This window comes from Microbacterium sp. ZXT2-5, from assembly GCF_055329545.1.
On the sequence record NZ_JBUZWD010000001.1, the window covers coordinates 2,042,943 to 2,064,789 of the forward strand.

At 71.9% G+C, this 21,847-nt stretch carries 17 protein-coding genes; 11 read left to right on the forward strand and 6 right to left on the reverse strand.

The features are described 5' to 3' along the window. Positions 1–65: 65 nt before the first annotated feature. The 3 genes from ACZBH1_RS08930 to ACZBH1_RS08940 are packed head-to-tail and all read right to left on the reverse strand — an operon-like array spanning position 66 to position 4,589. Positions 66–1,328: a four-carbon acid sugar kinase family protein gene (locus ACZBH1_RS08930; RefSeq protein ID WP_463646176.1), complete on the reverse strand. Its 1,263-nt coding sequence runs from the start codon at positions 1,326–1,328 to the stop codon at positions 66–68. Next, positions 1,321–2,592, reverse strand: a complete 1,272-nt coding sequence (locus ACZBH1_RS08935; protein WP_336394480.1) for a RuBisCO large subunit C-terminal-like domain-containing protein — start codon at positions 2,590–2,592, stop codon at positions 1,321–1,323. Before ACZBH1_RS08935 ends, ACZBH1_RS08930 begins: the two co-directional genes overlap by 8 nt. A gap of 5 nt (positions 2,593–2,597) precedes the next feature. Beyond that, positions 2,598–4,589, reverse strand: coding sequence for a glycoside hydrolase family 127 protein (locus tag ACZBH1_RS08940; protein WP_463646177.1), 1,992 nt, complete (start codon positions 4,587–4,589; stop codon positions 2,598–2,600). Positions 4,590–4,833: 244 nt separating this feature from the next. Between ACZBH1_RS08940 and ACZBH1_RS08945 the strand changes: the two genes are divergently transcribed. The 4 genes from ACZBH1_RS08945 to ACZBH1_RS08960 all read left to right on the forward strand — a co-directional run bounded on the left by ACZBH1_RS08945 (position 4,834) and on the right by ACZBH1_RS08960 (position 8,720). Next, positions 4,834–6,177: an ABC transporter substrate-binding protein gene (locus ACZBH1_RS08945; RefSeq protein ID WP_463646178.1), complete on the forward strand. Its 1,344-nt coding sequence runs from the start codon at positions 4,834–4,836 to the stop codon at positions 6,175–6,177. A 65-nt stretch (positions 6,178–6,242) separates the two neighbouring features. After that, positions 6,243–7,124 carry a carbohydrate ABC transporter permease gene (locus tag ACZBH1_RS08950; protein ID WP_336394483.1) on the forward strand — a complete coding sequence of 294 codons (882 nt, stop codon included), beginning with the start codon at positions 6,243–6,245 and terminating at the stop codon, positions 7,122–7,124. A 1-nt stretch (position 7,125) separates the two neighbouring features. Beyond that, positions 7,126–8,040, forward strand: a complete 915-nt coding sequence (locus ACZBH1_RS08955; RefSeq protein ID WP_336394484.1) for a carbohydrate ABC transporter permease — start codon at positions 7,126–7,128, stop codon at positions 8,038–8,040. Between the two features lie 20 nt (positions 8,041–8,060). Beyond that, on the forward strand, positions 8,061–8,720 hold the full coding sequence (locus ACZBH1_RS08960) for an aspartate/glutamate racemase family protein (RefSeq protein WP_463646179.1): 660 nt from the start codon (positions 8,061–8,063) through the stop codon (positions 8,718–8,720). Between the two features lie 179 nt (positions 8,721–8,899). Here the strand turns inward: ACZBH1_RS08960 and ACZBH1_RS08965 are convergent, their stop codons facing one another. Both ACZBH1_RS08965 and ACZBH1_RS08970 read right to left on the reverse strand, forming a co-directional pair. Further along, the gene (locus tag ACZBH1_RS08965; RefSeq protein ID WP_336394486.1) at positions 8,900–9,880 is read right to left on the reverse strand and encodes a sugar-binding transcriptional regulator; all 981 of its coding nucleotides are present in this window, start codon (positions 9,878–9,880) and stop codon (positions 8,900–8,902) included. Between the two features lie 120 nt (positions 9,881–10,000). Beyond that, positions 10,001–12,595 carry a family 78 glycoside hydrolase catalytic domain gene (locus tag ACZBH1_RS08970; protein ID WP_463646180.1) on the reverse strand — a complete coding sequence of 865 codons (2,595 nt, stop codon included), beginning with the start codon at positions 12,593–12,595 and terminating at the stop codon, positions 10,001–10,003. A 117-nt stretch (positions 12,596–12,712) separates the two neighbouring features. Here ACZBH1_RS08970 and ACZBH1_RS08975 point away from each other — a divergent pair, with 117 nt between their 5' ends. Genes ACZBH1_RS08975 through ACZBH1_RS08990 form a run of 4 tightly spaced genes read left to right on the forward strand, consistent with a single transcriptional unit; the run spans position 12,713 to position 18,329 of the window. Beyond that, on the forward strand, positions 12,713–13,543 hold the full coding sequence (locus tag ACZBH1_RS08975) for an NAD-dependent epimerase/dehydratase family protein (protein WP_336394488.1): 831 nt from the start codon (positions 12,713–12,715) through the stop codon (positions 13,541–13,543). Between the two features lies 1 nt (position 13,544). Then, on the forward strand, positions 13,545–14,573 hold the full coding sequence (locus ACZBH1_RS08980) for a LacI family DNA-binding transcriptional regulator (protein ID WP_463646181.1): 1,029 nt from the start codon (positions 13,545–13,547) through the stop codon (positions 14,571–14,573). Between the two features lie 39 nt (positions 14,574–14,612). Next, entirely contained in the window at positions 14,613–16,130 is a 1,518-nt protein-coding gene (locus ACZBH1_RS08985) for an apiosidase-like domain-containing protein (protein WP_463646182.1), read from the forward strand. A gap of 3 nt (positions 16,131–16,133) precedes the next feature. Then, positions 16,134–18,329, forward strand: a complete 2,196-nt coding sequence (locus ACZBH1_RS08990; protein ID WP_378882896.1) for a beta-galactosidase — start codon at positions 16,134–16,136, stop codon at positions 18,327–18,329. 25 nt (positions 18,330–18,354) lie between these two features. Here the strand turns inward: ACZBH1_RS08990 and ACZBH1_RS08995 are convergent, their stop codons facing one another. Next, the gene (locus ACZBH1_RS08995) at positions 18,355–19,224 is read right to left on the reverse strand and encodes a helix-turn-helix transcriptional regulator (protein WP_463646183.1); all 870 of its coding nucleotides are present in this window, start codon (positions 19,222–19,224) and stop codon (positions 18,355–18,357) included. Between ACZBH1_RS08995 and ACZBH1_RS09000 the strand changes: the two genes are divergently transcribed. From ACZBH1_RS09000 to ACZBH1_RS09010, 3 genes are read left to right on the forward strand one after another with little or no spacing between them, the layout of a single operon-like run. After that, positions 19,223–19,495 carry a ferredoxin gene (locus ACZBH1_RS09000; protein WP_336394493.1) on the forward strand — a complete coding sequence of 91 codons (273 nt, stop codon included), beginning with the start codon at positions 19,223–19,225 and terminating at the stop codon, positions 19,493–19,495. The genes ACZBH1_RS08995 and ACZBH1_RS09000 overlap by 2 nt on opposite strands. Then, complete coding sequence (locus tag ACZBH1_RS09005; protein WP_378882890.1) at positions 19,492–20,622, forward strand: NAD(P)/FAD-dependent oxidoreductase; 1,131 nt, start codon at positions 19,492–19,494, stop codon at positions 20,620–20,622. Before ACZBH1_RS09000 ends, ACZBH1_RS09005 begins: the two co-directional genes overlap by 4 nt. After that, positions 20,619–21,803, forward strand: a complete 1,185-nt coding sequence (locus ACZBH1_RS09010) for a cytochrome P450 (RefSeq protein WP_463646184.1) — start codon at positions 20,619–20,621, stop codon at positions 21,801–21,803. The genes ACZBH1_RS09005 and ACZBH1_RS09010 overlap by 4 nt, the downstream gene beginning before the upstream one ends. Positions 21,804–21,847 lie beyond the last annotated feature (44 nt).

Consider the following 21,847-nt stretch of genomic DNA (forward strand, 5'->3'; position numbering starts at 1 on the left):
TGACAGACCGTCCGGCATTCCGATACGGCTACCGTGCGCGACCCCTCCGGCTCGGGTCCGGCGTGCTATCGGCGGCCGAGCGCCGCCACGTCGATGAGGAGCGAGTCCGACCCGACCTGGCCGCCCTTGAGCAGCAGCTCGAGCCCGTCGATCGCGGGCTCCCCGGCGTGGGCGCGCAGCAGCACGACGTTCCCCCAGGGGTTCGCGGCGATCGACAGGGACTCGACGCCGAGCAGGCGCGTCACGCGGCTCGACGTGTCGCCGCCGCACACGATCACGCGACGGGACGCGCCGTCGTGCGCGACGGCCGAGATGACGGATGCCGCGGCCTCCGCGATCGCCGGCAGCAGCGGCGCTCCCCCCGCGGCGTCCGTGTCGGCGTCGTCGGAGGTCAGCACGACGCCACGGCCGGAGCCGAGTGCCCGGAGGATCTCGGGCAGCGCTGTGGCGACGCCTGCAGCGTCGAGGGGGAGAGGCCGCACGAGCCACCCCGCGGCGGCTGCGGCATCCGCCTGCCGGCGCGTCTGCGCCGAGCGGCTGCCCGACACGACGAGGACCGGCCCCGAGGCCGTCGACGACGCTTCAAGCTCCGGCGCATCGCCGGGGGCGGCCGCCGCGATGCCGTGAGAGAGCCCGCCCGAGCCGATCGCGAACACCGGCGCGGGCAGCGTGCCGAGCGCCTCGCCGATCGTGACGAGGTGCTCGTCGGTGAGCGCGTCGAGGACGACGGCCGCGGCGGGCGTCCCCCGCAGGAGCGCGTCCAGCTCGCCGTACGCGACCAGCGGGATCGAGCCGACCGGAAGGTCCGTCTGCCGCCCGATGTGCGCGGCGAGGTCGGCCTCCGTCATCGGCGTCGAGGGGTGCTGCGACATCGTGGGCTGCCGGTCGAGCCGATAGACGACGCCGCGCTCCGCCGCGAAGTGCTGGCCGAACAGGGTGTAGCGCCCGAAGTCGGGCTGGGCGAACAGCATCGGCACCGGGCGCTCGCCGAATGCCTCTCGGGCGAGCTCGATCACCCGGCCGAGGCTGCCGACGTCCGGCGCCGAGTCCGCGGTCGAGCACGCCTTGTACTGCACGACGTCCGGCTCGAGCTCGGCGAACGCCGCGAACACGGGCCGGAGCTCGTCGTCCATCTCCGCCGGCGCAAGGGAGCGCGAGATGCCGGCCACGCCGATCACGTCGACCTCGCCGGCCGCCGCGCGCAGGGTCGCGGTATCCGGCAGCCGCGTGAACAGGCGACCGGTCCAGCCGCGCCGCGCGAACTGCAGCAGCGCGTCGACGCTGCCGGTGAAGTCGTCGCCGTAGAAGGCGACGCGGGCTCTAGGCACGGACGGGCCCGAAGAGCTCCGCGGCGCGGCGCAGCGCGGGGGAGCTCTCGTACGCGTCGTCGGCGCTCTCGCCGCGTGCGGCCGACGCCCAGGCATCGCGCATGCTCGCGACGCCGGCGGCCGCGCCGTCGGGATGACCGTGGATGCCGCCGCCGGCGAGCACGAGGAGGTCGGTGGTGCCCACCGCGGCGTACGTCGCGTGCGCGAGTCCGCCCCACTGCCCCGACGACAGCACGGGCACCGTCGGGGTGAGCCCCAGGAGGGGCTCACGCACGGCGGCGATCGAGTCGAGCACCTGGTCGTCCGTCTCGTAGAACTTGTTGCTGATGCCGTTGGTGTGCAGGTGGTCGGCGCCGGCCAGGCGCGCGAGCTTCTGCCACGCACGGAACCCTATCCCGACCTGCTCCGAGCGTCCGAAGGCGCCGAACATGGCCCGGTGCCCGTGGATCGGCACGCCGCTGTGGCGGCGCAGGAACTCCAGTCCCGGAAGACCGATGAGGTTGATGCACGCCATCACGCACGTGCCCCCGGCGGCAACGACGAGGTCGTGATTAGCCTCGAGGCGGCCGATGTCATCGGTGATGTTGAACGCGTACATGGGCTTGCGGCCGTGGCGGTCGGCGTAGCGCTCCAGCACGGGCATGACCGCGGCGACGCGCTCGGCCAGCGGAGCGCTCGGGCCGTTGCCCTGCAGCTCGTCGTCCTTGATGAAGTCGATGCCCGACTCGGCGAGCTCCGCCACGACCTCGGCGAGCTCCGCCGGGGCCAGACCGATGCTGGGCTTCACGATCGTGCCGATCATCGCGCCCTCGGGGCGGCCGACGAGCCGCCGGGTGCCCTCGACGCCGAATGCCGGGCCGGGGTAGCGCTCCGCGAAGGCCTGCGGCAGCTCGAGGTCGACCAGGCGGATCGCCGCCAGCTCCTTGATCTCGAACAGGTTGCCCGCGACGGCCGCGAGGAGGTTCGGCAGCGACGGCCCGAAGTTGTCGAGCGGGAACCGCAGCCGCAGCCGCGCCCGCCGGCGCAGCGCCGGATCGCCGACCGCGCCGGGAAGGGGGGAGGCGCCGGTGAGCGGCAGCTCCTCGATGCCGACGACCTGGGCGGCGAACCGGGCGCGCAGGTCGTCGGACTCGCGCTCCACGCGCACGAAGGTGCCCGTGGACTGCTCGCCCGCGAGCACTTCGGCCGCGTGCTGGAGCGGGAGGGAGGTCTCGATGACGTACGTCGCGACGACGGACGCCCCGACGGGGTGCTGGGAGTTCATGCGCGTCACCAGACCAGCGGGAGCCAGACCGACATCTCGCCGGCGCCGCGGTTGCCCCACGCGTAGTACGGGATGAGTCGCACCGTCGCCTGCTGCAGGGCGGTGTCGGCGAGGTCGTCGTACAGGGCGTCGTCGTCGGAGCCCGGAAGGATGACGGCCTCGGTCTCGAGCGCGACGACGCGCCGACCCGTGATCTCGGTCTCGACCGGCTCGAACGTCGCCCCGCGGCGCAGGGCCACCTGCTCGAGGACGACGCCCTCGGGGAGGTCGGCGGACTCGACGCAGTACACGACGGGTCCGCGCCGCACCGCCACCTGGTTCGTGGCCTCCTCCGCCAGCCGGTGGGCGCGCAGCACCCGCACCGGCATCGGCAGGGTCAGCTCGACGACGTCGCCCTTCTGCCAGACGCGCTCGACGGGCGTGTAGGTGCCGGGGTCCGACACGGTGACCTGTTCGCCGTTCACGCTGAGCGTCGCGCCCGATGACCAGCCGGGGATGCGCAGGCGGAGCGGGATGCCGCCGGCCGCGGCATCCGTCACCGTGAACGTCAGCCGCTCCGACCAGGGGTAGTCGCTGTCCTCCCGCAGCGCCAGGCGGCGCCCGTCGCCGGTCGTGACATCGACGACACCGCCGCCGTAGAGGTGGACGTACAGGCCGTCGTCACCGAGCGACGCGGCGCGCTCGTGGAAGCGGGCGAGGGTGCGCGCGATGTTCGGAGGGCAGCAGAAGCACGACAGGTAGGGCTCGCGCAGGCGCTCGTCCGACGGCGGCGGGGGCGGCGTGGGGTGGATGGCGGTGTCGCCGGGCCGGCGCAGCGGGTAGGGGAGGTCCCGTACCTGGCGCAGCGGGTTCGTGTAGAAGTACTCCGAGCCGGCGAGGCTGATGCTGGAGAGCAGGCTGTTGAAGGCCACCTGCTCGATCACGTCGGCGTACTGCGCGTCGGCCGTGAGCGACAGCATCCGCTCGCCCCAGAGGATCAGGCCGATGTTCGCGCACGACTCGTTGTGCGCCGTCGTGTGCGGAAGCTGGTAGGCGCGGCCGTAGGCCTGGTGCACGCGGCTGATCTGGTTCTGCCACGGCGAGCCGTCGGGGGAGGCGCCGTCGTAGAGCGCGCCCGCACCGCCCGTGATGTAGAGCTTCGTGTCGACGACGTCGCGCCACAGTCGCTCGAGCACAGCCTCGAGCTCGTCGTCGCCCGTCTCGGCGACCAGATCCGCCAGGCCCGCGTACAGGTAGTTCGCCCGAACGGCATGCCCGGCGACCACGGTCTGCTCGCGCACCGGGAGGCGGTCCTGGTTGTCGTCGCCGCCCTCGAAGTCGTCGCGCACGCGGATGAACGCCTCGGAGAGCCGCAGGTACTGCTCGTCGCCCGTGGCCCGGTAGAGGTCGACCACCGCCATGTAGTGGGACGGGCAGATCGCACTGCGGGCGAGCTCGAGCGGCTTGTTCGTCGCGAGGTCCTCGAGGAACGAGGCCGCCTTGCGGGCGGCGTCCAGCAGCGTGGTCGACCCGGTCACCTCGTAGTGGCGCACCCCGGCCGTGATGAGGTGGCCGAGGTTGTACGTCTCGAAGTTGAAGCGGTCGGCGAGGGCGATGACGTCCTCGTGGTTGCGGGACGAGATGACCGTGGGGGTGTGGAGGTAGCCGTCCTCGCGCTGCACCGACGCGATGAGCGCGGCGATCTCCTCGATGCGGGCGGCGAGCTCGGGATCGGGGTCCGTCTCGAGGCGCGAGATGGCGGCCTCGAGCCACTTGTAGAAGTCGCCGTCCATGAACGGCGGGCCGGAGTGCTCGCCGGACTCGAGGCCGGCCGCGATGCGGAAGTTCGCGAGGCCGGGGCTGACGGCCGGATCGCTCAGGGAGGACCAGATCTGCGGGATGGTCACGTCGCGCGTGCGATCGTGGACGTCGCCCCAGAAGCCGCTCGCCCACCGTGCGCTCCCGGCGCCGAGGGGTCGCAGCCGGGCGTGGGCCCTGGTCGCGGTCGTGGCGGTCATGGCGGTTCCTTCCGAAATGGCGTCTCAGTCTCGTGCTCGTCGCCGCATCGCGGCAAGCGCGGGCCGATGCGGGTCAGACTAGGCGGCGCTGAAAGTTCTCGCAACGCTGCATGGAAATGCAGTCTAGCGGGTGAATCGTCTCAAAGTGAATAGAATTTCAGTACTGACTGTTGACACACATCGAAATCGTCCCTACTGTCGTGTCGTACCTTTCACCCGCATGGCCGTCGTCAAGGAGGACGCTATGAACACACGCAGCAACCGTCGCCGCACCGCGGTGCTCGGCATCGCACTGGCAGCGGTGCTGCCGCTGGCCGCCTGCGCCGGAGGCAGCGGCGACGCCGACTCCGGATCGTCGGAGGGCGGCAGCGGCGCCGGGGGGACCGACCCCGACACCTTCACCGTGATGACCGCCAATGAGAACCCGGTCCTCGAGGAGCAGCTGACCGCCCTCTCGGAGGGCGCGTGCGAGGCCGAGAACGAGGCGCTCCCGCTCGAGCACCAGAAGGTCGCGCAGGCCGACACCGTGCAGAAGGTCACCCTGCTGGCCAGCCAGGGCGCGCTCCCGGCTCACACGATCGCGGGCACCGCGCTCATCCGTCCCGACGGCGACCTCAACGCCGCCGGCCTCGTGGGCGACCTGAAGGCCGCGCTCGAGGGCGCCGACGCGTGGGGCAACGTCCTCCCCGCCGCCGCCTCGACCGTCGAGCAGGTGTACGGCGGCATGTTCTCGATGCCGTACCAGTACAACATCGAGGGGATCTTCTACAACAAGGAGATCCTCGCCGACAACGGCATCGAAGAGCCGCAGACGTGGGACGAGCTGGTCGACGCGGCCGACGTCCTGGCCGACGCCGGCGTCGTGCCGATGACCGAGGCGGGTGCGAACGGCTGGCCGCTCACGCGCATCATGGGCATGTACATCTTCCGCAACGTCGGCCCCGAGGCGATGGCCGCCGTGCGCGACGGCGAGGCGAAGCTGACCGAGCCCGAGTACGTCGAGGGTGCGCAGGCACTCGCGGACTTCGCCGCGGCCGGCTACTTCGGCGAGGGCTTCTCGACCCGCGACGGCGACACCTCGTCGAACATGTTCCTCACCGGCCAGGCCGCGATGACGTACGACGGATCGTGGCTGCTGAGCGCCATCAACGACCCGGAGCGCAACCAGATCGGCGGCGAGAACGTCGGCTTCATGCCGTTCCCCGAGGTCGAGGGTGGCAACGGCTCGATCGACCAGTACGCCGCGAACGCCGGCGCCCCGATGATCATCAACGCCGAGCAGTTCGGCCCCAAGGTGGTCGACTGGGTGAGCTGCATCGCCGAGAACTACGGCCAGCAGGCGCTGCAGGACGCGGGCGTCATCTCGGGCTTCAAGGTCAACGGCGAGGTCACCGACCTGTCGGCCAACACCGCCGAGATGCAGGAGCGCATCGCGGGCATCGACGAGACCGTACTGTGGTTCGAGGCTCTCATGGACTCGAAGAGCAACTCGCTCGCATCGACGAACGTGACGCTGCTCACGACCGGGCAGATGAGCGCCGAGGACTACATGGCCGAGCTCCAGGCGAGCATCGACGCCAACGGCTGACCTCCCGCACCGGCTCCCCGGGCGGTCGCTCGGGGAGCCGGTTCCACACAGAAAGCAGTTCGCAGATGAACTCGATCTTCGGAGATCGGAAGACGATCTTCATCCTGCTGGCACCGGCCCTGGTGCTGTACACCCTGCTGAAGGTGGTGCCGGTCGGCTGGTCCCTCGGCCTGTCGTTCTTCGAGGGCAACTCGCTGCGCGGCTTCGACTGGGTCGGACTGCAGAACTTCACCACGTTCTTCACCGACCCGGCGGCGCTGCAGTCGATGTGGGTCAGCATCTTCTTCGCGGTGGTCGCCACCGCCCTGCAGGTGGCGCTCGGCTACGCGCTGGCCCTCCTCTACGTCTTCGTCCTGCGCAAGGGCTCCACCCTCGTGCGCACGCTGGTCTTCTTCCCGACCGTCCTGCCCACGGTGGCCGTGGCGCTGCTGTTCCGCAGCTTCGTGGCCGTGGGTGAGAACCAGGGCCCGGTCAACGACATCATCAACTTCTTCGGCGGTGAGAGCGTCGAGGTGCTGGCCTCGACGGTCGGCACCATGACCACCGCCATCGTGATGACGCTGTGGAGCTCGATGGGCTTCTACGCCGTGCTCCTGTACGCAGGGCTCCTCGACATCCCCGAGGAGGTCATCGAGTCGGCACGGCTCGACGGCGCGAACGGCCTCAAGCTGGTCCGCCACATCGTGGTGCCGCTGTCGCTGCCCATCCTGCTCTCCTCGATCATCTTCAGCCTCAACGCCACTCTGAAGGTGTTCGACAGCCTCCTCGCCCTCAACGGCGGCGGCCCGGGCACGTCGACCGCGCCGATGACGCTGTACATGTACCGCACCGCGTTCGAGTACGCCGAGTACGGCTACGGCTCCACCATCGCCGTCATCCTCACCGCACTCTGCCTGGTGTTCACCCTCGCGATCTTCCGATCGTCGCGTCGCAAGGCGGAGGCCTGACATGACCCTGACGCAGCCCGAGACCGCATACACGGTCGCCACCCCCACCGTCCGACGGCCGACGCCGAACCGCGCCCGCCGAGGCGTGCTGCGCGCGCTGCGCCGCCTGCCGGTGTGGATCGTCGTGGCGGTGCTGATGATCGTGGTGCTGTACCCGCAGGTCTGGATGGTGCTGGGCTCGTTCAAGACCCAGTCCGAGTTCCTCTCCAACCCCGCCCTCTCGCTCCCCGAGACGTGGCAGTTCGACAACTACATCACCGCTCTCACCAATGGGAACGTCGCCCGCAACTGGCTCAACAGCGTGCTGGTCACGATCCCTTCGGTGCTGCTGATCGTCTTCATCGGCGTCGCGGCGGGATACGCCCTCGAGGTGATGATCTGGAAGGGCCGCAACGGCGTCCTGCTCTACATCCTCGCCGGCATCATGGTGCCGGGGCAGATGATCCTCGTCCCGCTGTTCATCACGTACTTCCGCATCGGGATCACCGACACGCTGTGGCCGCTCATCATCACCTACACCGTCATGGGGCTGCCGCTGACGACGTTCCTGATGGCGACGTACTTCCGATCGGTGCCCCGCGAGATCTTCGAGGCGGCGACGGTGGACGGCTCGGGCCCGCTCCGGTCGTTCTTCGTGATCGGCATCCCGATGATGAAGAACGCGATCCTCACGATCGGCCTGGTGCAGTTCTTCAGCGTGTGGAACGACCTGCTCATCGCGCTGACCTTCACGACGCGGCCGGACCTCGCGACGATCCAGGTCGGACTGCTGAGCCTGAGCGACGAGTACGGATCGACGCAGTACGGACCGCTGTTCGCGGCGGTGAGCATCAACATCCTCGTGCTGCTCATCCTGTTCCTCACGCTCAACAAGAAGATCATGGCCGGCATGTCCGGCGGCGCCCTCAAGGGCTGAGATCCTGGAAGGCTGACTGCATGACCTCCGCACCGCGCATCGCGTTCCTGCACACCGGCGCCGTCAACATCGCTCCGTTCGGGGCGCTGGCGGCCGAGTTCCTGCCGGGCGCGACGGTTGTGAACTACCTCGACGACCGCATCGTCGCCGATCTCGGCGACGAGGAGCGTGCGGCATCCGTCCCCGAACGGATCGACGACCTCGTGCGTGCGGCGGCGGCCGGGGGAGCGGATGCCGTCATGTTCACCTGCTCCTCGATCTCCGAGCTCGCCTCACCCGCAGCGGCAGTGGCCGGTGTGCCGGTGCTGCGCGTCGACGAGGCGATGGCGGATGCCGCGGTGCGCGCCGGTCGCCGCATCCGGGTCCTCGCCACCCTGCCCACGACGTGCCGTCCCACCCTGGGACTCCTCCAGGAGCGCGCCAGGCTCGCCGGGGTGGAGCCGGAGTTCACCTCGGAGGTGATCGAGGGCGCCTTCGCGGCCGTCGCCGGGGGCGACCGCGCGACCCACGACCGTCTGGTCGCCGCGGCGATCGAGCGCGGCGCGGCCGAGGCCGACGTGATCGTGCTGGCACAGGCATCCATGGCCTCCGCGGCCGAGGCGGTGTCGGTCGACGTGCCGGTGCTCACGAGCCCGCGCCTCGGCGTCGAGCGCCTCGCGGCCTCCCTCGCCGCCCGCTGAATCCGGGCCGCAGGAGGTCCCGTCGATCCGGAACTCGGAGTTCGTGACGTTTTCCGGAGCGGCGGTGCGCTGCTGATCCGGAAAGGGGCCGAAAGTCCGGTATTCGGATCCGCGGATGCCGTGGCGAGGCGCGGAGGATCGCGGATGCCGCAGCCGGCGCGCCCGCGGAGCGCCGGGGGTCAGGAGCGGTCGGCGAGGGCCTCGGCCGAGCGGAGGTCGGTGACGAGCGTCGTGACCCAGCTGCCGGCGAGGGCGCCGTGGATCGCCTCCAGCTTGCGCTCGCCGCCGGCGATGCCGACGCGGCGGGGGATGCGCATGAGGTTCTCGACGGTGATGGCGATGATGCGGTCGTCGATCGCGCCGCGCACGAGCGAGCCGTCCGCGCGGAAGATGCGGTGGCAGATGTCACCGACCGCGCCCTCGTCGAGCAGCCCCTGTCGCTCCTCGGGCGGGAACGCGTTGCCGCTGGTGGCGAGCACGTCGGACGGCTCGATGCTGCCGATGCCCATGATGGCCATCGTCAGGTCGTTCCAGTGCCGCGCGACCTCCTGCATCGACGGGTCCTGCAGCAGGCTGTCGCGGATCGCCGGATCCCCCACCACGCCGGGGGCCTGCACGTAGACGGGCTCCGCGCCCAGCGTGCGGGCGAGCTCGCCGAGGATGCGGTTGGAGTGGCTCTGGGCCTCGGGCGCACCGACCCCGCCGAGCAGCTGCACGACCTCCGTCGCGCCGCGCACCGTGAACGGGCGCATGCGGTCGACCATCGCCAGGATCGTCTGGCTCCACGACGAGACGCCGATCCGGTCGGCGCCCGAGAGGGTCGCCTCGAGATAGCCGGCCGCCCCCGCCCCGAGCGAGGCCAGCAGCTCCTTCTCGTCGGCATCGGGGTCGACGTCGACCACGACGGCCTCGGCGAGGCCGTACTTCTCCTCGAGCTGCTCTTCGAGCTCGGCGTGCACGCCCGGCGCCACCGTCACGATGGTGCGCACGATCCCGACGGACTCCGCACGCTTGAGCAGACGCGACACCTTCGCCTGTGAGATATTGAGCGCGGTCGCGATGTCGGCCTGACGCACGCCGCGCTCGTGGTACATGCGGGCCACCTTGGTGAGCAGGCGCACCTGCCCGTCCGGCTGGCGGGTGTACGGCGTGACGGGCACAGTGACTCCGATCGTGGCGAACCGACTGAGGATTCGCTAACGAAAGGATATTCAGTCTCCGCCGTCCGCGCCAGTGCCACGGGAGACCTACGGCGGCGCCCCTCTCGTCAGGCCCTCTCGTCAGGCGACCACGGGCACCGCGCGCGAGTGGATGCCGGCGCCGAGGGTCTCCTCCGCGACGCCGTCCAGGTCGAGCACCGCCTCGGCACCCACCGGCACCGTGACCTCGACGTGCAGCTGCCCGTCCGCGATGCGCCACGAGATCGCCACCTCGCCGTACGCGGTGAGCTGGCGCGCCGAGGCCGAAGTGAGTCCGCCGCCGGGGCGAGGCGCGAACCGGATGCGCCGGTATCCCGGGGCATCGGGGGCGAGGCCGGCGATGACGCGGTGCATCCAGTCGGCGACCGCGCCCAGCGCGTAGTGGTTGAACGACGTCATCTGGCCCGGGTTGACCGTGCCGTCCGGCAGCAGCGAGTCCCACCGCTCCCAGACCGTGGTTGCACCCTGCTCCACCTGATACAGCCACGAGGGGCATCGGCGCTCGAGGATCAGGTCGTACGCGGTGGCGACCTGGCCGCCCGAGCTGAGGGCGTCCGACACCAGCGGGGTGCCGACGAACCCGGTGGCGATGCGGTTCCCCGCGTCGTGCACGAGCTGTGCGAGCCGTGCGGCCGCGGCATCCCTCCGCTGCGGATCGGTGATGAGGTCGAACCGCAGCCCGAGCGCGTAGGCCGTCTGCGCGTCGCTGGTCATCGTGCCGTCGTCGTGGACGTACGCCCCGCCGAAGGCGGCGACCACCTCGTCGGCGAGCGCGTCGTAGTGCCCCCGCTCGTCCGCGCGCCCCAGCACCTCGGCCATGCGGGCGACGGTGCGGGCGGACTTGGCGAAGTACGCGGTCGCGACGAGGTACCGGTCGGTGCGGGCGTCGGCGGGGTCGTTCGGCGGCGCGGCCGGGTCGAGCCAGTCGCCCAGCTGGAAGCCCGTGTCCCACAGTCGGGAGGGGCCGGCGAGCCGCTCGAGCAGGTCCACCCAGCGGCGCGCGCTGTCGAACTGCGCCTCGAGCACGCCGACGTCGCCGAAGCGCTCGTAGAGGGTCCACGGCAGCAGCGTCGCCACATCGCCCCAGGCGGCGCCCGGTCGCATCGGGGTCCACTTGTCGACGGCGGGGATCACCGGCACGTACCAGGGCACCGTGCCGTCGGGGAGCTGCTCGATCGCGACGTCGCGGAGCCAGCCCGACAGCATGCCCGAGACGTCGAAGAGCGTCGACGCGGTCGGGCCGAACACCTGGATGTCGCCCGTCCAGCCGATGCGCTCGTCGCGCTGCGGGCAGTCCGTCGGGATGTCGACGAAGTTGCCCCGCATACCCCACACGACGTTCTCGTGCAGGCGGTTGAGCGCCGCATCCGAGGACTCGAACCAGCCGGTGCGCTCGAGGTCGGTGTGGTACACGCGGGCGACGAGGGCGCCGGCCGCCGCATCCGCGTCGAGGTCGCCCGGCCATCCCGTGACCTCGACGTAGCGGAAGCCGTGGAAGGTGAACCGGGGCTCCCACTCCTCGACCTCGTGCCCGGCGAGGGTGTAGCTGTCGGCCGAGCGCGCGGCGCGCAGCGGCCGGGTGTAGATCTCGCCGTCCTGCATGACCTCGGCGGTGCGCAGCGTCACGGCAGTACCCGCCGGCCCTGACACCCGGATGCGCACCCGCCCGACGAGGTTCTGCCCGAAGTCGAGGATGCGCGAGCCGCTCGGCCCGGTCAGCACCTCGACGGGGCGGAGCTCCTGGGTCGCGCGCACCGGGGGAGCGGTGGGCGCGACGAGTGTCGCGGGGTCGCGGTGCCGCTCCTGCACGCCCTCCCACTCCGAGTCGTCGAATCCCGGCGCGGACCACCCGGGCAGCTCCTGGCGGGCGTCGTAGTCCTCGCCGTCGTAGATGCCGCTCTGCAGGATCGGGCTGGGCGCCGACCGCCACGACACGTCGGTGGCGATCACCTCACGGGTGCCGTCGCCGTACGTGAGCTCGAGCTGGCCCAGGAAGGACTGGTCGTATCCGTAGACGTTGCGGAAGCCCCCGCGCCAGCCGAGCCGCCCGCGGTACCAGCCGTCGCCGAGCCACGCACCGATCGCGTTCTCGCCGGGGCGCACCAGCGCGGTCACGTCGTAGGTGTAGTACCGCAGGCGCCGGCCGTACACGGTCCAGCCGGGCGAGAGGGCGTCGTCGCCGACGCGCTCGCCGTTGAGCTCCGCTTCGTAGAGGCCGTGCGCCGTCGCGTACAGCCGCGCCCGCACCAGCCCCTCGCGCGCCTCGAAGCCGCGGCGGACGAGCGAGGGTCGCCGGTCGTCGCTGTTCGGGTTCTCGTTGCGGGTCGCGCCGACCGGCCGGGCGACCCAGTCGGACGGCTCGAGGAGCCCCGCCTCCAGCACGGTGGGCGCGGATGCCTCCGACCACGCGTCGTCCGTTCCGCGCACCGCGATGCGCACCGTGACGCGCTCGCGCGAGCGCAGCGGCTCGCCCGGCCAGGCGACCAGCACCTGGTCGGGGCTCTCGACATCGTGCGAGGTGGTCGCGCCGTGCTGTTCGAGCTCCACGCGGTAGGCGGTCTGCCGCCAGCCCGACGGCGCGCCGGCGATGCGCCACGACAGGCGCGGCATCCGCTCTCCGATGCCGAGCGGCTCGCGGTGGTGTTCGATGCGGGGGGCGTCGACGGTGACGGACATCGGTGTCCTCTCTGGGAGATGTTCGAAACGTTTCATTCCAAACGTGTACAGTGAGTGTCGCACCGATTTCGAAACGTTTCAAGCTGCGTTCCCGGTGCCCGGACGAGGAGGTACGGCATGCGCATCGGTGTGACCGGCAGCGGCGGCAAGCTCGGGCGCGCCACGGTCGAGCGACTGCGTGCCGACGGCCATGACGTCATGGGATTCGACCTCGCCGGAACGCCCGGGCCGGGCTTCACGCGGGTCGACCTCACCGACTTCGGGCAGACGCTCGACGCGTTCCTCTCGGTGACCGCGCGCCACGACGGACTGGACGCCCTCGTGCATCTCGCGGCGATCCCGGTGAACGGCCTGGTTCCGGATGCCGCGACCTTCCACAACAACGTCACGGTGTCGTTCAACGCGCTGTTCGCCGCGCACCGCGCGGGGATCCGCACGATCGTGCTGGCCTCGAGCATCACGGCGATGGGCTTCCCGTTCGACGAGGCCCCGCCGTCGCTCCCGGTCGACGAGACGTACACCAGCGCGAACAACACGTACGGACTCGGCAAGGTGGCCGAGGAGGCGATCGCCGCGCAGCTGGTGCGCTGGGCACCCGGGTCGTCGGTCACCGCGCTGCGCTTCACCAATGTCGTCGCCCCGGACGAGTACGCCACCTTCCAGCGCGCCGCGGAGCCGCACTACCGCCGCGACCTCGTCGGGTCGTGGGTGGACGCGCGCGACGGCGCGCTGGCCGTCTCGCTCGCCCTGGCCGCGGCGCAGCCGGGCTTCGAGGTGTACAACGTGGCCGCCCCGGAATCAGGCAACGCGGCGCCGTCGCGCGAGGTCGCCGCGCGCTGGTTCCCCGGCACGCCGGTGGCCGACGACCTCGGCGAGTTCGAGTCGCTCATGTCGACGCGCAAGATCCGCGAGCGCCTCGGATTCGCCGCCGAGCACGACTGGCGCTGACATGTCGGCGACGGAGGACCGGCCCGGGCATCGGCCCGGCATCCGCCAGGTGGCCGCCCGCGCCGGCGTCGCGGTCGGCACGGTCTCGGCGTACCTCAACCACCCCGACCGCGTGTCGGCGGAACGGGCGCGGCGCATCGCCGAGGCGATCGACGAGCTCGGCTTCGTCCCGTCCAGCGCAGGACGGCAGCTGCGGCTCGGCGTCAGCACCCTCATCGGCTACCTCTCGCCCGACGTCAGCAACCCCCGCTTCAGCGAGATCGCGCAGGAGGTGGAGTACCGCGCCGAGCGGCTCGGCCTCACCGTCTTCTTCGCGCACTCCCACGGCGACCGCGAGCGGGAGGACGCGTACCTCGAGGCGTTCGAGCAGCGGCAGGTGCGGGGGCTGCTGGTGTCGTCGTTCGAGCCGATCGAGAACCGGCTCGCCGCCATGCGCGAGCGCGGCACCCCGTCGGTGCTCGTCGGCCGTCGCGCGCGCGACGAGCGGCAGCCCTCGATCTCGATCGACGACGTCTCCGGGGGCCGGCAGGCCGCCGCGCATCTGCTGGCCGGCGGATGCCGCCGCATCGCGTTCGTCGGCGGCCCGCTGCCGGTCCAGCAGGTCGCGGATCGGCTCGACGGCGCGCGCCAGGCGGTGGCGGGGACCTCGGGCGTCATCGACGTCGAAGAGGTGGCGGAGCGATCGATCGCCGCTGGCCGCGCGGTCGGCGCAGCGCTGGCGGCACGCCCCGCGGCCGACCGGCCCGACGGCGTGTTCGCCGCCAACGACCTGCTCGCCCTCGGCGTGCTGCAGGCGCTCATCGCCGGCGGCGTCTCGGTGCCCCGCGACATCGCGGTCGTCGGGTACGACGACAACGAGTTCGCCGAGGCATCCCTCATCCCCCTCACGAGCGTCCGCGCCCAGCACGCCGACTTCGGCGCGACTGCCGTCGATCTGCTCTTCGAGGCGATCGAGCACGGCACGGTCGTCCAGCGCATCTACGAGCCGGAGCTCATCGTGCGCGAGAGCTCGCGCCGGGTCCCGGCCTGAACCGAACCGCCCACGGATACGACATCGAAGGAGAAACCCGTGTCCCACCCGCAGCCGAATGAGCTGTACCGACCGATCGAGCTGACGTTCGAGGGCGCCGGCGTCATCCCCGCCGACCGCACGCCGCTGACGCTGCGCGCCCAGCATGGGCCGACCGGGCAGGAGCGCGTCGTTGCCGGGTTCTGGGACGGCGGCACGACCTACCGCGCCCGGTTCGCCCCCGACCTCGTCGGCGAGTGGACGTGGTCGACCGATTCCGACGATGCGGCATTGGCCGGGCGCTCGGGGGCCTTCGACATCGTCGCCGGCGGTGATCACGGGCCCGTCCGCGTCTCCCACCGGTTCCACTTCGCGCACGCCGACGGCACGCCGTTCCGCCCGGTCGGCGCGACCGCGTACAACTGGCTGCACCAGGACGAGCCGCTGTTCTCCTCGACCGTCGACGCGATCGCCGAGGCGGGGTTCAACAAGTTCCGGTTCATGGTCTTCCCGCAGGGCGGCGGCTACATCGAGCACACCCCGGCCCTCATGCCGTTCGAGAAGACGGACGGACGCTGGGACGTCACCCGCCCGGTGCCCGAGTTCTTCCAGCGACTCGACCGGGCCGTCGAGGTGCTGGGGGAGCGCGGCATCCAGGCCGACGTCCTCGTCTACAACGCGTACGACCGCGGCCAGTTCGGGCTGAACGAGCTGACGGAGGAGGAGGATGCCGTCTACCTCCGCTACCTCGTCGCGCGACTGGCCGCCCACCCGCACGTCTGGTGGTCGCTGTGCAACGAGTTCGACCAGCTCGAGCGACCCGCCGACCGCTGGGACCGCACCGGCGCGCTGCTGGCCGAGATCGACCCCTACGACCACCTCCGCTCGATCCACAACTGGATCGAGCTGTACGACAACAACCAGCCCTGGGTCACCCACGCGTCGATACAGAACGGGTCGGTCACCACCGACTTCGGCCGCGCCAACCTCTACCGCGACGTCTACGGCAAGCCCGTCGTGCTCGACGAGATCAAGTACGAGGGCGACATCCCCGACCGCTGGGGTCACCTCGACGCCGAGCAGCTCGTGCACCAGTTCTGGATCGCCACCGTCGCGGGAACGTACGCCTCCCACGGCGAGAGCTTCGTCACCGAGTCCGGCAGCCTCCATATGGTCGAGGGCGGCCCGCTCAAGGGCGACTCGCCGCCGCGGCTGGCCTTCCTCCGCGGCATCCTCGAAGAGGTCGACGGCCCCGGCCTGGACCCGATCGACAAGTGGGACGACCCTGCGTACGTGGCCGGCATCCCGCGCCGTCTCTACGTCCAGTACCTCGGCCCGTCGGCGCCGGCGACGTGGGACTTCCGGCTGCCCATCGGCGTGCCGGGCGAGCGACCGGAGGAGGGCGACGTGTTCGAGGTCGACGTGATCGACACCTGGAACATGACGATCACCCCCGTCGGCCGCCGGTTCACGCTCGACGACGTGCAGCGCAACGACGCCTACGCCCGGGCGTCCGCACCGGTCGAGCTGCCCGAGGGCGAGGCGCTGGCCCTGCGCATCACGCGCGTGACGGACTGACGCGTGGTCGCGGCATCCGATCGCCTGAAAGCCTGGCGCGGCGGCCCGCGCCTGGGGACGGCGTACTACAACGAGTACCTGCCCGACCCGTCGCGGCTCGAGACCGACCTTCGGCTGATGACGGATGCCGGGATCACCTGCATCCGCGTCGGAGAGTCGGTGTGGTCGACGTGGGAGCCGCGCGACGGGGAGTTCGACCTCGAGTGGCTGACGCCCGTGCTCGACGCGGCGCACGCGCACGGGATCGACGTCATCCTCGGCACCCCCACCTACGCCGTGCCGCCGTGGCTCGCGCGCGCACACCCCGAGCTCGCGGTGGTGCGCAAGGACGGCGGCTCCGTGCCGTGGGGCGGCCGGCAGGAGGTGGATTACACGTCCCAGCTGTTCCGCGGCTACGCGGAGCGCGTCATCCGCGCCGTGATCGGCAGGCACGGCCGGCACCCGGCGGTCATCGGTGTGCAGCTCGACAACGAGGCGGGCCTCCATCTGATCCACAACGACCAGGTCGTCGGGCGCTTCCGCGACTGGGTCGCCGAGCGCTACGGCGATGTCGGGACGCTCAACCACGCGTGGGGGCTGACGTACTGGTCGCATCGCATCGCCGAGTGGGACGAGCTGTGGGCGCCGTCGGGCAACACCACCCCCGCCTACGACCTCGCCTGGCGGCGCTTCCAGGCCGAGCTCACCGCCGACTTCATCGGCTGGCAGGCCGACCTCGTCCGCCCGCTCGTAGGCGACGACACGTTCCTCACCACCTGCATCGCCTACCAGCGTCCGGCGATGGACGACGTCGCCGTCGGCGCGCGGCTGGACATCGCCAGCGGCAACGCGTACTACCTCGCGCAGGACGCGATGGACCTGGAGCGTGACGGCGCGGGCGGTCAGTGGTACGCCGACGACGTGCCGCAGCTCGTGCTCATGGCCGACCGCATGCGGGCGTCCCGCCAGGGTCCGTTCCTCGTCACCGAGACGGGCGCTGCCTCGATCGGCCCCGCGTGGCTCACCCGCCCGCCGTACGACGGGCAGCTCGCCCAGGCGGCGTGGCTGCTCGTCGCCCGCGGCGCGCGGCTCGTGTCGTACTGGCACTGGCACACGCTGCACTCCGGCGCCGAGGTGCACTGGGGCGGCATCCTCGGCCACGACCTCGAACCAGGGCGGATCCACGCCGAGATCGCCGCGATCGGCCGGCAGTTCGGGGCGGCGGCGCCCTGGCTGGCGGATGCCGAACCCGACGCCGACGTCGGCCTGGTGTACGCGCACGACAGCGAGTGGATGATGACGTTCGAGCCGCCGCTCGCGCACGGCGCCGATGCAGACCGGGGATCGTACGCGCGCATCGTGGGCGCGTTCGGACGCGCGGCGGTCGATGCCGGGCTGCAGGTGGGGTTCGTCAACGACCGGCAGCTGCCCGACCCGGCGGAGCTCGTGCGGCGGTACCCGGTGCTCGTCGTCGCGGGCCTGGTCGCGGCATCCGATCCGACGCTCGAGACGCTCGTCGAGTACGCCCGCCTCGGCGGCCGGCTGGTGATCGGCCCCCGCACCGGGTACGGCGACGACGAAGGCCGCATGCGACCCGTGCGGGCCCCCGCGATCGTCGGGCCGGCGGCCGGGGTCGGCTACCGGGAGTTCGCGGCGCTCGCCGAGCCGATCGAGGTGCAGCGCGACGGCGTGGTGGTCGGCACCGCGCACGGGTGGGTCGACGGGCTCGAGCCCGACGGCGCCGATGTCGTCCTCGCGTACCGGCATCCGCTGTTCGGCCGATGGGCCGCCGTCACGCGCCACGAGGTCGGTGCGGGCGCGATCACGGTCGTCGGCACGCTGCTCGACCGGGCGACGCTGGCGGACGTGATGACGGATGCCGCCGCCCGCGGCTCCGCGGGCGACGCGGCGCCCGGTCGGCCGGAGCTCCCGGGCGATGCGGCGCCCGGTCGGCCGGAGCGCGCGGGCTCCGCGATCCTCACCGCGCGGCCGGCGTCGGTCACCGCGCACTCGCTCACGGGTGCGCAGGGTCGCGTGTGGGTGGTGCACAACTGGTCGCCTCACGCCCGCACGGTGCGGGTCGCGGCGGACGCGGCATCCGTCCTCGACGACGTCCTTCACCCGGCGGGCACCGAGGTCGACCTCGCGCCGTGGGACGTGCGGGTCTGGCGCGAGGCGCCCTCCGTCGCGGCGAGCCCGCCGTCCCCGTCCGCCTCGTGAATCGGTTGAACGCAGGGACGTGGGGTCAGGGGGTGCGCCGGTAGTCGCGGGGGGAGACGCCGCGCAGGCGCTTGAACGTGCGGCCGAAGTGGGAGAGGTCGCGGAAGCCCGCGGTGGTGCCGATGTCGGCGATGCTGCGGTCGGTCGTGCGCAGCAGGGTGGCCGCGTAGCCGATCCGCAGGCGTGCGATGTACTCGGAGATGGTCTCCCCGGTCGACTCCGCGAAGGCGCGCGAGAGATAGGTCCGCTCCAGGTGGACCCGTGCCGCCAGGTCGGCGAGGCTCTGGCTCTCGGTGAACGAGCGATCGAGGTGCGCACGCACCTCCTCGACGGCGACGTCCGTGCGGCGGCGGGAGCTGCGGGCGGGGAGGAAGCCGTGGTCCGTGATCGCACGCGCGCACTCGACCAGCAGCGCCCGCCGCAGGGCGGCGACGGTGTCGCCCGTCCCCGGGCCCGGATGGAGGGTCTCGCGTTCCAGCAGCTCGAGCAGTGCGCGCGTCGGGGCGACGTCGTCGATCGCGACCTGGGGGAGCCGCACCCGGGGCGCGTCGCCGAGCGGCAGGAGGGCGGCCAGCGCGCGGTCCAGCGGCGGCGCGAGCGGCTTGACCGGATGCGCGTCGACGTCGAGGTAGACGTTCACGACCTCGAGTGCATCGCCGTCGGTGATGAGACCGTGACGCTCGCCGGTGCGCGTGACCGCGAACGACGGGCCCGTGATGGCGTACTCGGTCTCGTCCAGGACGTGTCGACCGGTGCCGCGCAGCACGAAGGTGAGCAGGACCACGTCCACCCCGTGCAGGTCGAGCGTGGGGCTGATGAAGTCCGTGAACCTCTCGGCCGCGACGCCGTGCTGTTCGAGCGTCGCGTGGCGTCCGCGGACGCGGGCGTCAGGCATGACCGTCAACATCCTCCGACATGTCGTCAACATACACGTGGAATACGACGCAGAATCGGCGGATATTGCTCTCATGACGATCTTCGCCGACACCACCGCCTGTGTGGGTGCAGGCCAGTGCGCGCTCGTGGCGGGCACGCTCTTCGATCAGGACGATGACGGGATCGTCGTCGTGCTCGACCCCGACCCGACCGCGGACGACGACGTCGCCGCGGCGCTGCGCGCGGCGTCGCTCTGCCCCGCGCGGGCGATCCGCGTGACGGACCGATGACGCATGTGCTGATCGTCGGCGCCTCACTCGCGGGGTTGACGACCGCCGAGAGCCTGCGTGCCGAGGGGTTCGACGGGCGCATCACGCTCCTCGGCGCCGAACGCCACGCGCCGTACAGCCGGCCGGCGCTGTCGAAGCAGGTCCTCTCGGGAGAGTGGGATGCCTCACCCCTTCGCGGCCGCGCCGAGCTGGCGGGGCTCGACGCGACCTTGCGCCTCGGCCGCGCCGCCACGGGGCTGGACCCGCGGCGACGCGAGGTCGCGGTCGGTCGCGAACGGGTCGGGTACGACGAGCTGGTGATCGCCACCGGCGCGGCGGCGCGGCATCCGTTTCCCGGGTCGCAGACGCTGCGGACGATCGAGGACGCGCACCATCTGCGCGAGCGGCTCGTGCGCGGCGACCGGATCGCCATCGTCGGGGCGGGCGTGCTCGGCTGCGAGCTGGCCGCCGCGGCGCGCACCGCGGGGTGTGCGGTGACCCTCCTCGCCCGCGGCGAGGGGGTCTCGCTGGGCGCCCTCGGCCCGCGCCTGTCGGCGCGCATCGCCGGTCTGCTGTGCGAGAACGGGGTCGAGCTGCGCACGCGTGCGCACGTCGTCGCCGTGGATGGCGCCGGAGTGCACCTCGCCGACGGCACGATCGCCGGCGCGTCGACGGTCGTGAGCTCCGTCGGCTGCGCGCCGTCGGTCGAGTGGCTGCGCGGCTCCGGACTCGAGGTCGCCGACGGGGTGGTCTGCGATGCGAACGGCCGCGCGGCCGACGGCATCCACGCGGTCGGGGACGTCGCGGCCTGGACCGATCCGGCGGACGGGCGTCCCCGGCGCACGGAGCACCAGCAGACGGCGATCCTGCAGGCGCAGGCGGTGGCCCGTCGTATCGCGACGGGTGAGGCATCCCCGCCCATCGAGCCGTTCTTCTGGACGACGCTGTTCGGCACGCGGATCCTCGTCCACGGCCGGGTGCGGCCCGACGCCGAGCTGCGCGTGATCGCGGGCGCCGCCGACGGCGACCGCTTCGTCCTCGCCGCGCGGCGCGAGGAACGCGTGGAGGCGCTCGTCGGATGGAACATGGCGCGCGAGTTCCGGGTCGCCCGGGCCGACCTCCTCCGCGCCGAAGGGAGTCTCGTATGACCGGATGCCCCTACCCGGAGCGTGTCCTGCCGACCGACGGCACGCCTCTCGCGCCGTCGCCGGCGCTGGCGCTGTGGCGCGACGAGGCGCCGGCGACGCCGCTGCGCTACCCCGACGGGCCCGACGGGCTCATCGTCACCCGGCATGCGCTCGCGCGCGACGTGCTGGCGGATCCGCGGTTCACCGTCGCGGTCCACCGCTTTCCTGGGCCCCAGGAGGGGACGGAGCTCGACGATCTGGACGAGGCCGGGCGCGCCGCGCTCGCCGCCTCGAACCTGCTCGCGCTCGACGGCGAGCAGCACCTCCGCATGCGGAGGGCGATCCTGTCGCAGTTCTCGATGCGCGCCGTCCGGGCCCGCGAGGAGGCGGTGGCCGGGATCGTGGCCTCGCAGCTCGCCGACTTCCTCGCCCGGGAGCAGCCCGCCGACCTCTTCGCCGACTACGCGACGCCGATCTCGATGCGCACGCACTGCCTGGTGCTGGGCGTGCCCGACGCGTTGACGCCGCGGTTCGGCGAGCTGTTCGTGACCGGCACATCGACGACGCAGGAGAAGTTCGACTACATCCGCGACGTCCTCGCCGCGAGGGAGCGCGCGCCGGGCGATGACGTCATCACCCACCTGCTGCAGGGTGAGTGGACGCGCGCCGAGGTCGAGGGCATCCTGCTCGTGCTGATGACCTCCGGCCGTGATTCGGTGGCGTACCTCATCTCCACGGCGATGGTGGCGCTGCTCACGCACCCCGACCAGCTCGCCGTCCTGCGGGACGATCCTTCGACGCTGCCGGGCGCGATCGAGGAGTTCATGCGGGTCGGGGCGATGTTCGTCACGCTGTTCCCTCGCACCGCGCGGGAGGACGTCGAGCTGCACGGCGTCGTCATCCCCGCCGGCACCACCGTGGCCGTCTCGCCCGTGGCCGCGAACCACGACGAGCGGCAGTACGACGATCCCGACAGGTTCGACGTCACCCGCGACGCCTTCGGCCATCTCGGCTTCGGTCACGGACCGCATGGCTGCGTCGGCCAGCAGCTCGCGCGCCTCGAGATCCGCGAGGCCGTCGGACAGCTGCTCGCCGCGGCCCCCGGCATCCGTCTGGTGCACGCCGAGCAGCTCTCACCGCTGCCGTTCGCGCACCCCGTCGCGACGTACGAGGCCGGCGGCGTCGAGGTGGACTGGCGTTGACCCTCATCGTGAACAGCAGGGATCGGGGGCCGGGGGCGGGCGGT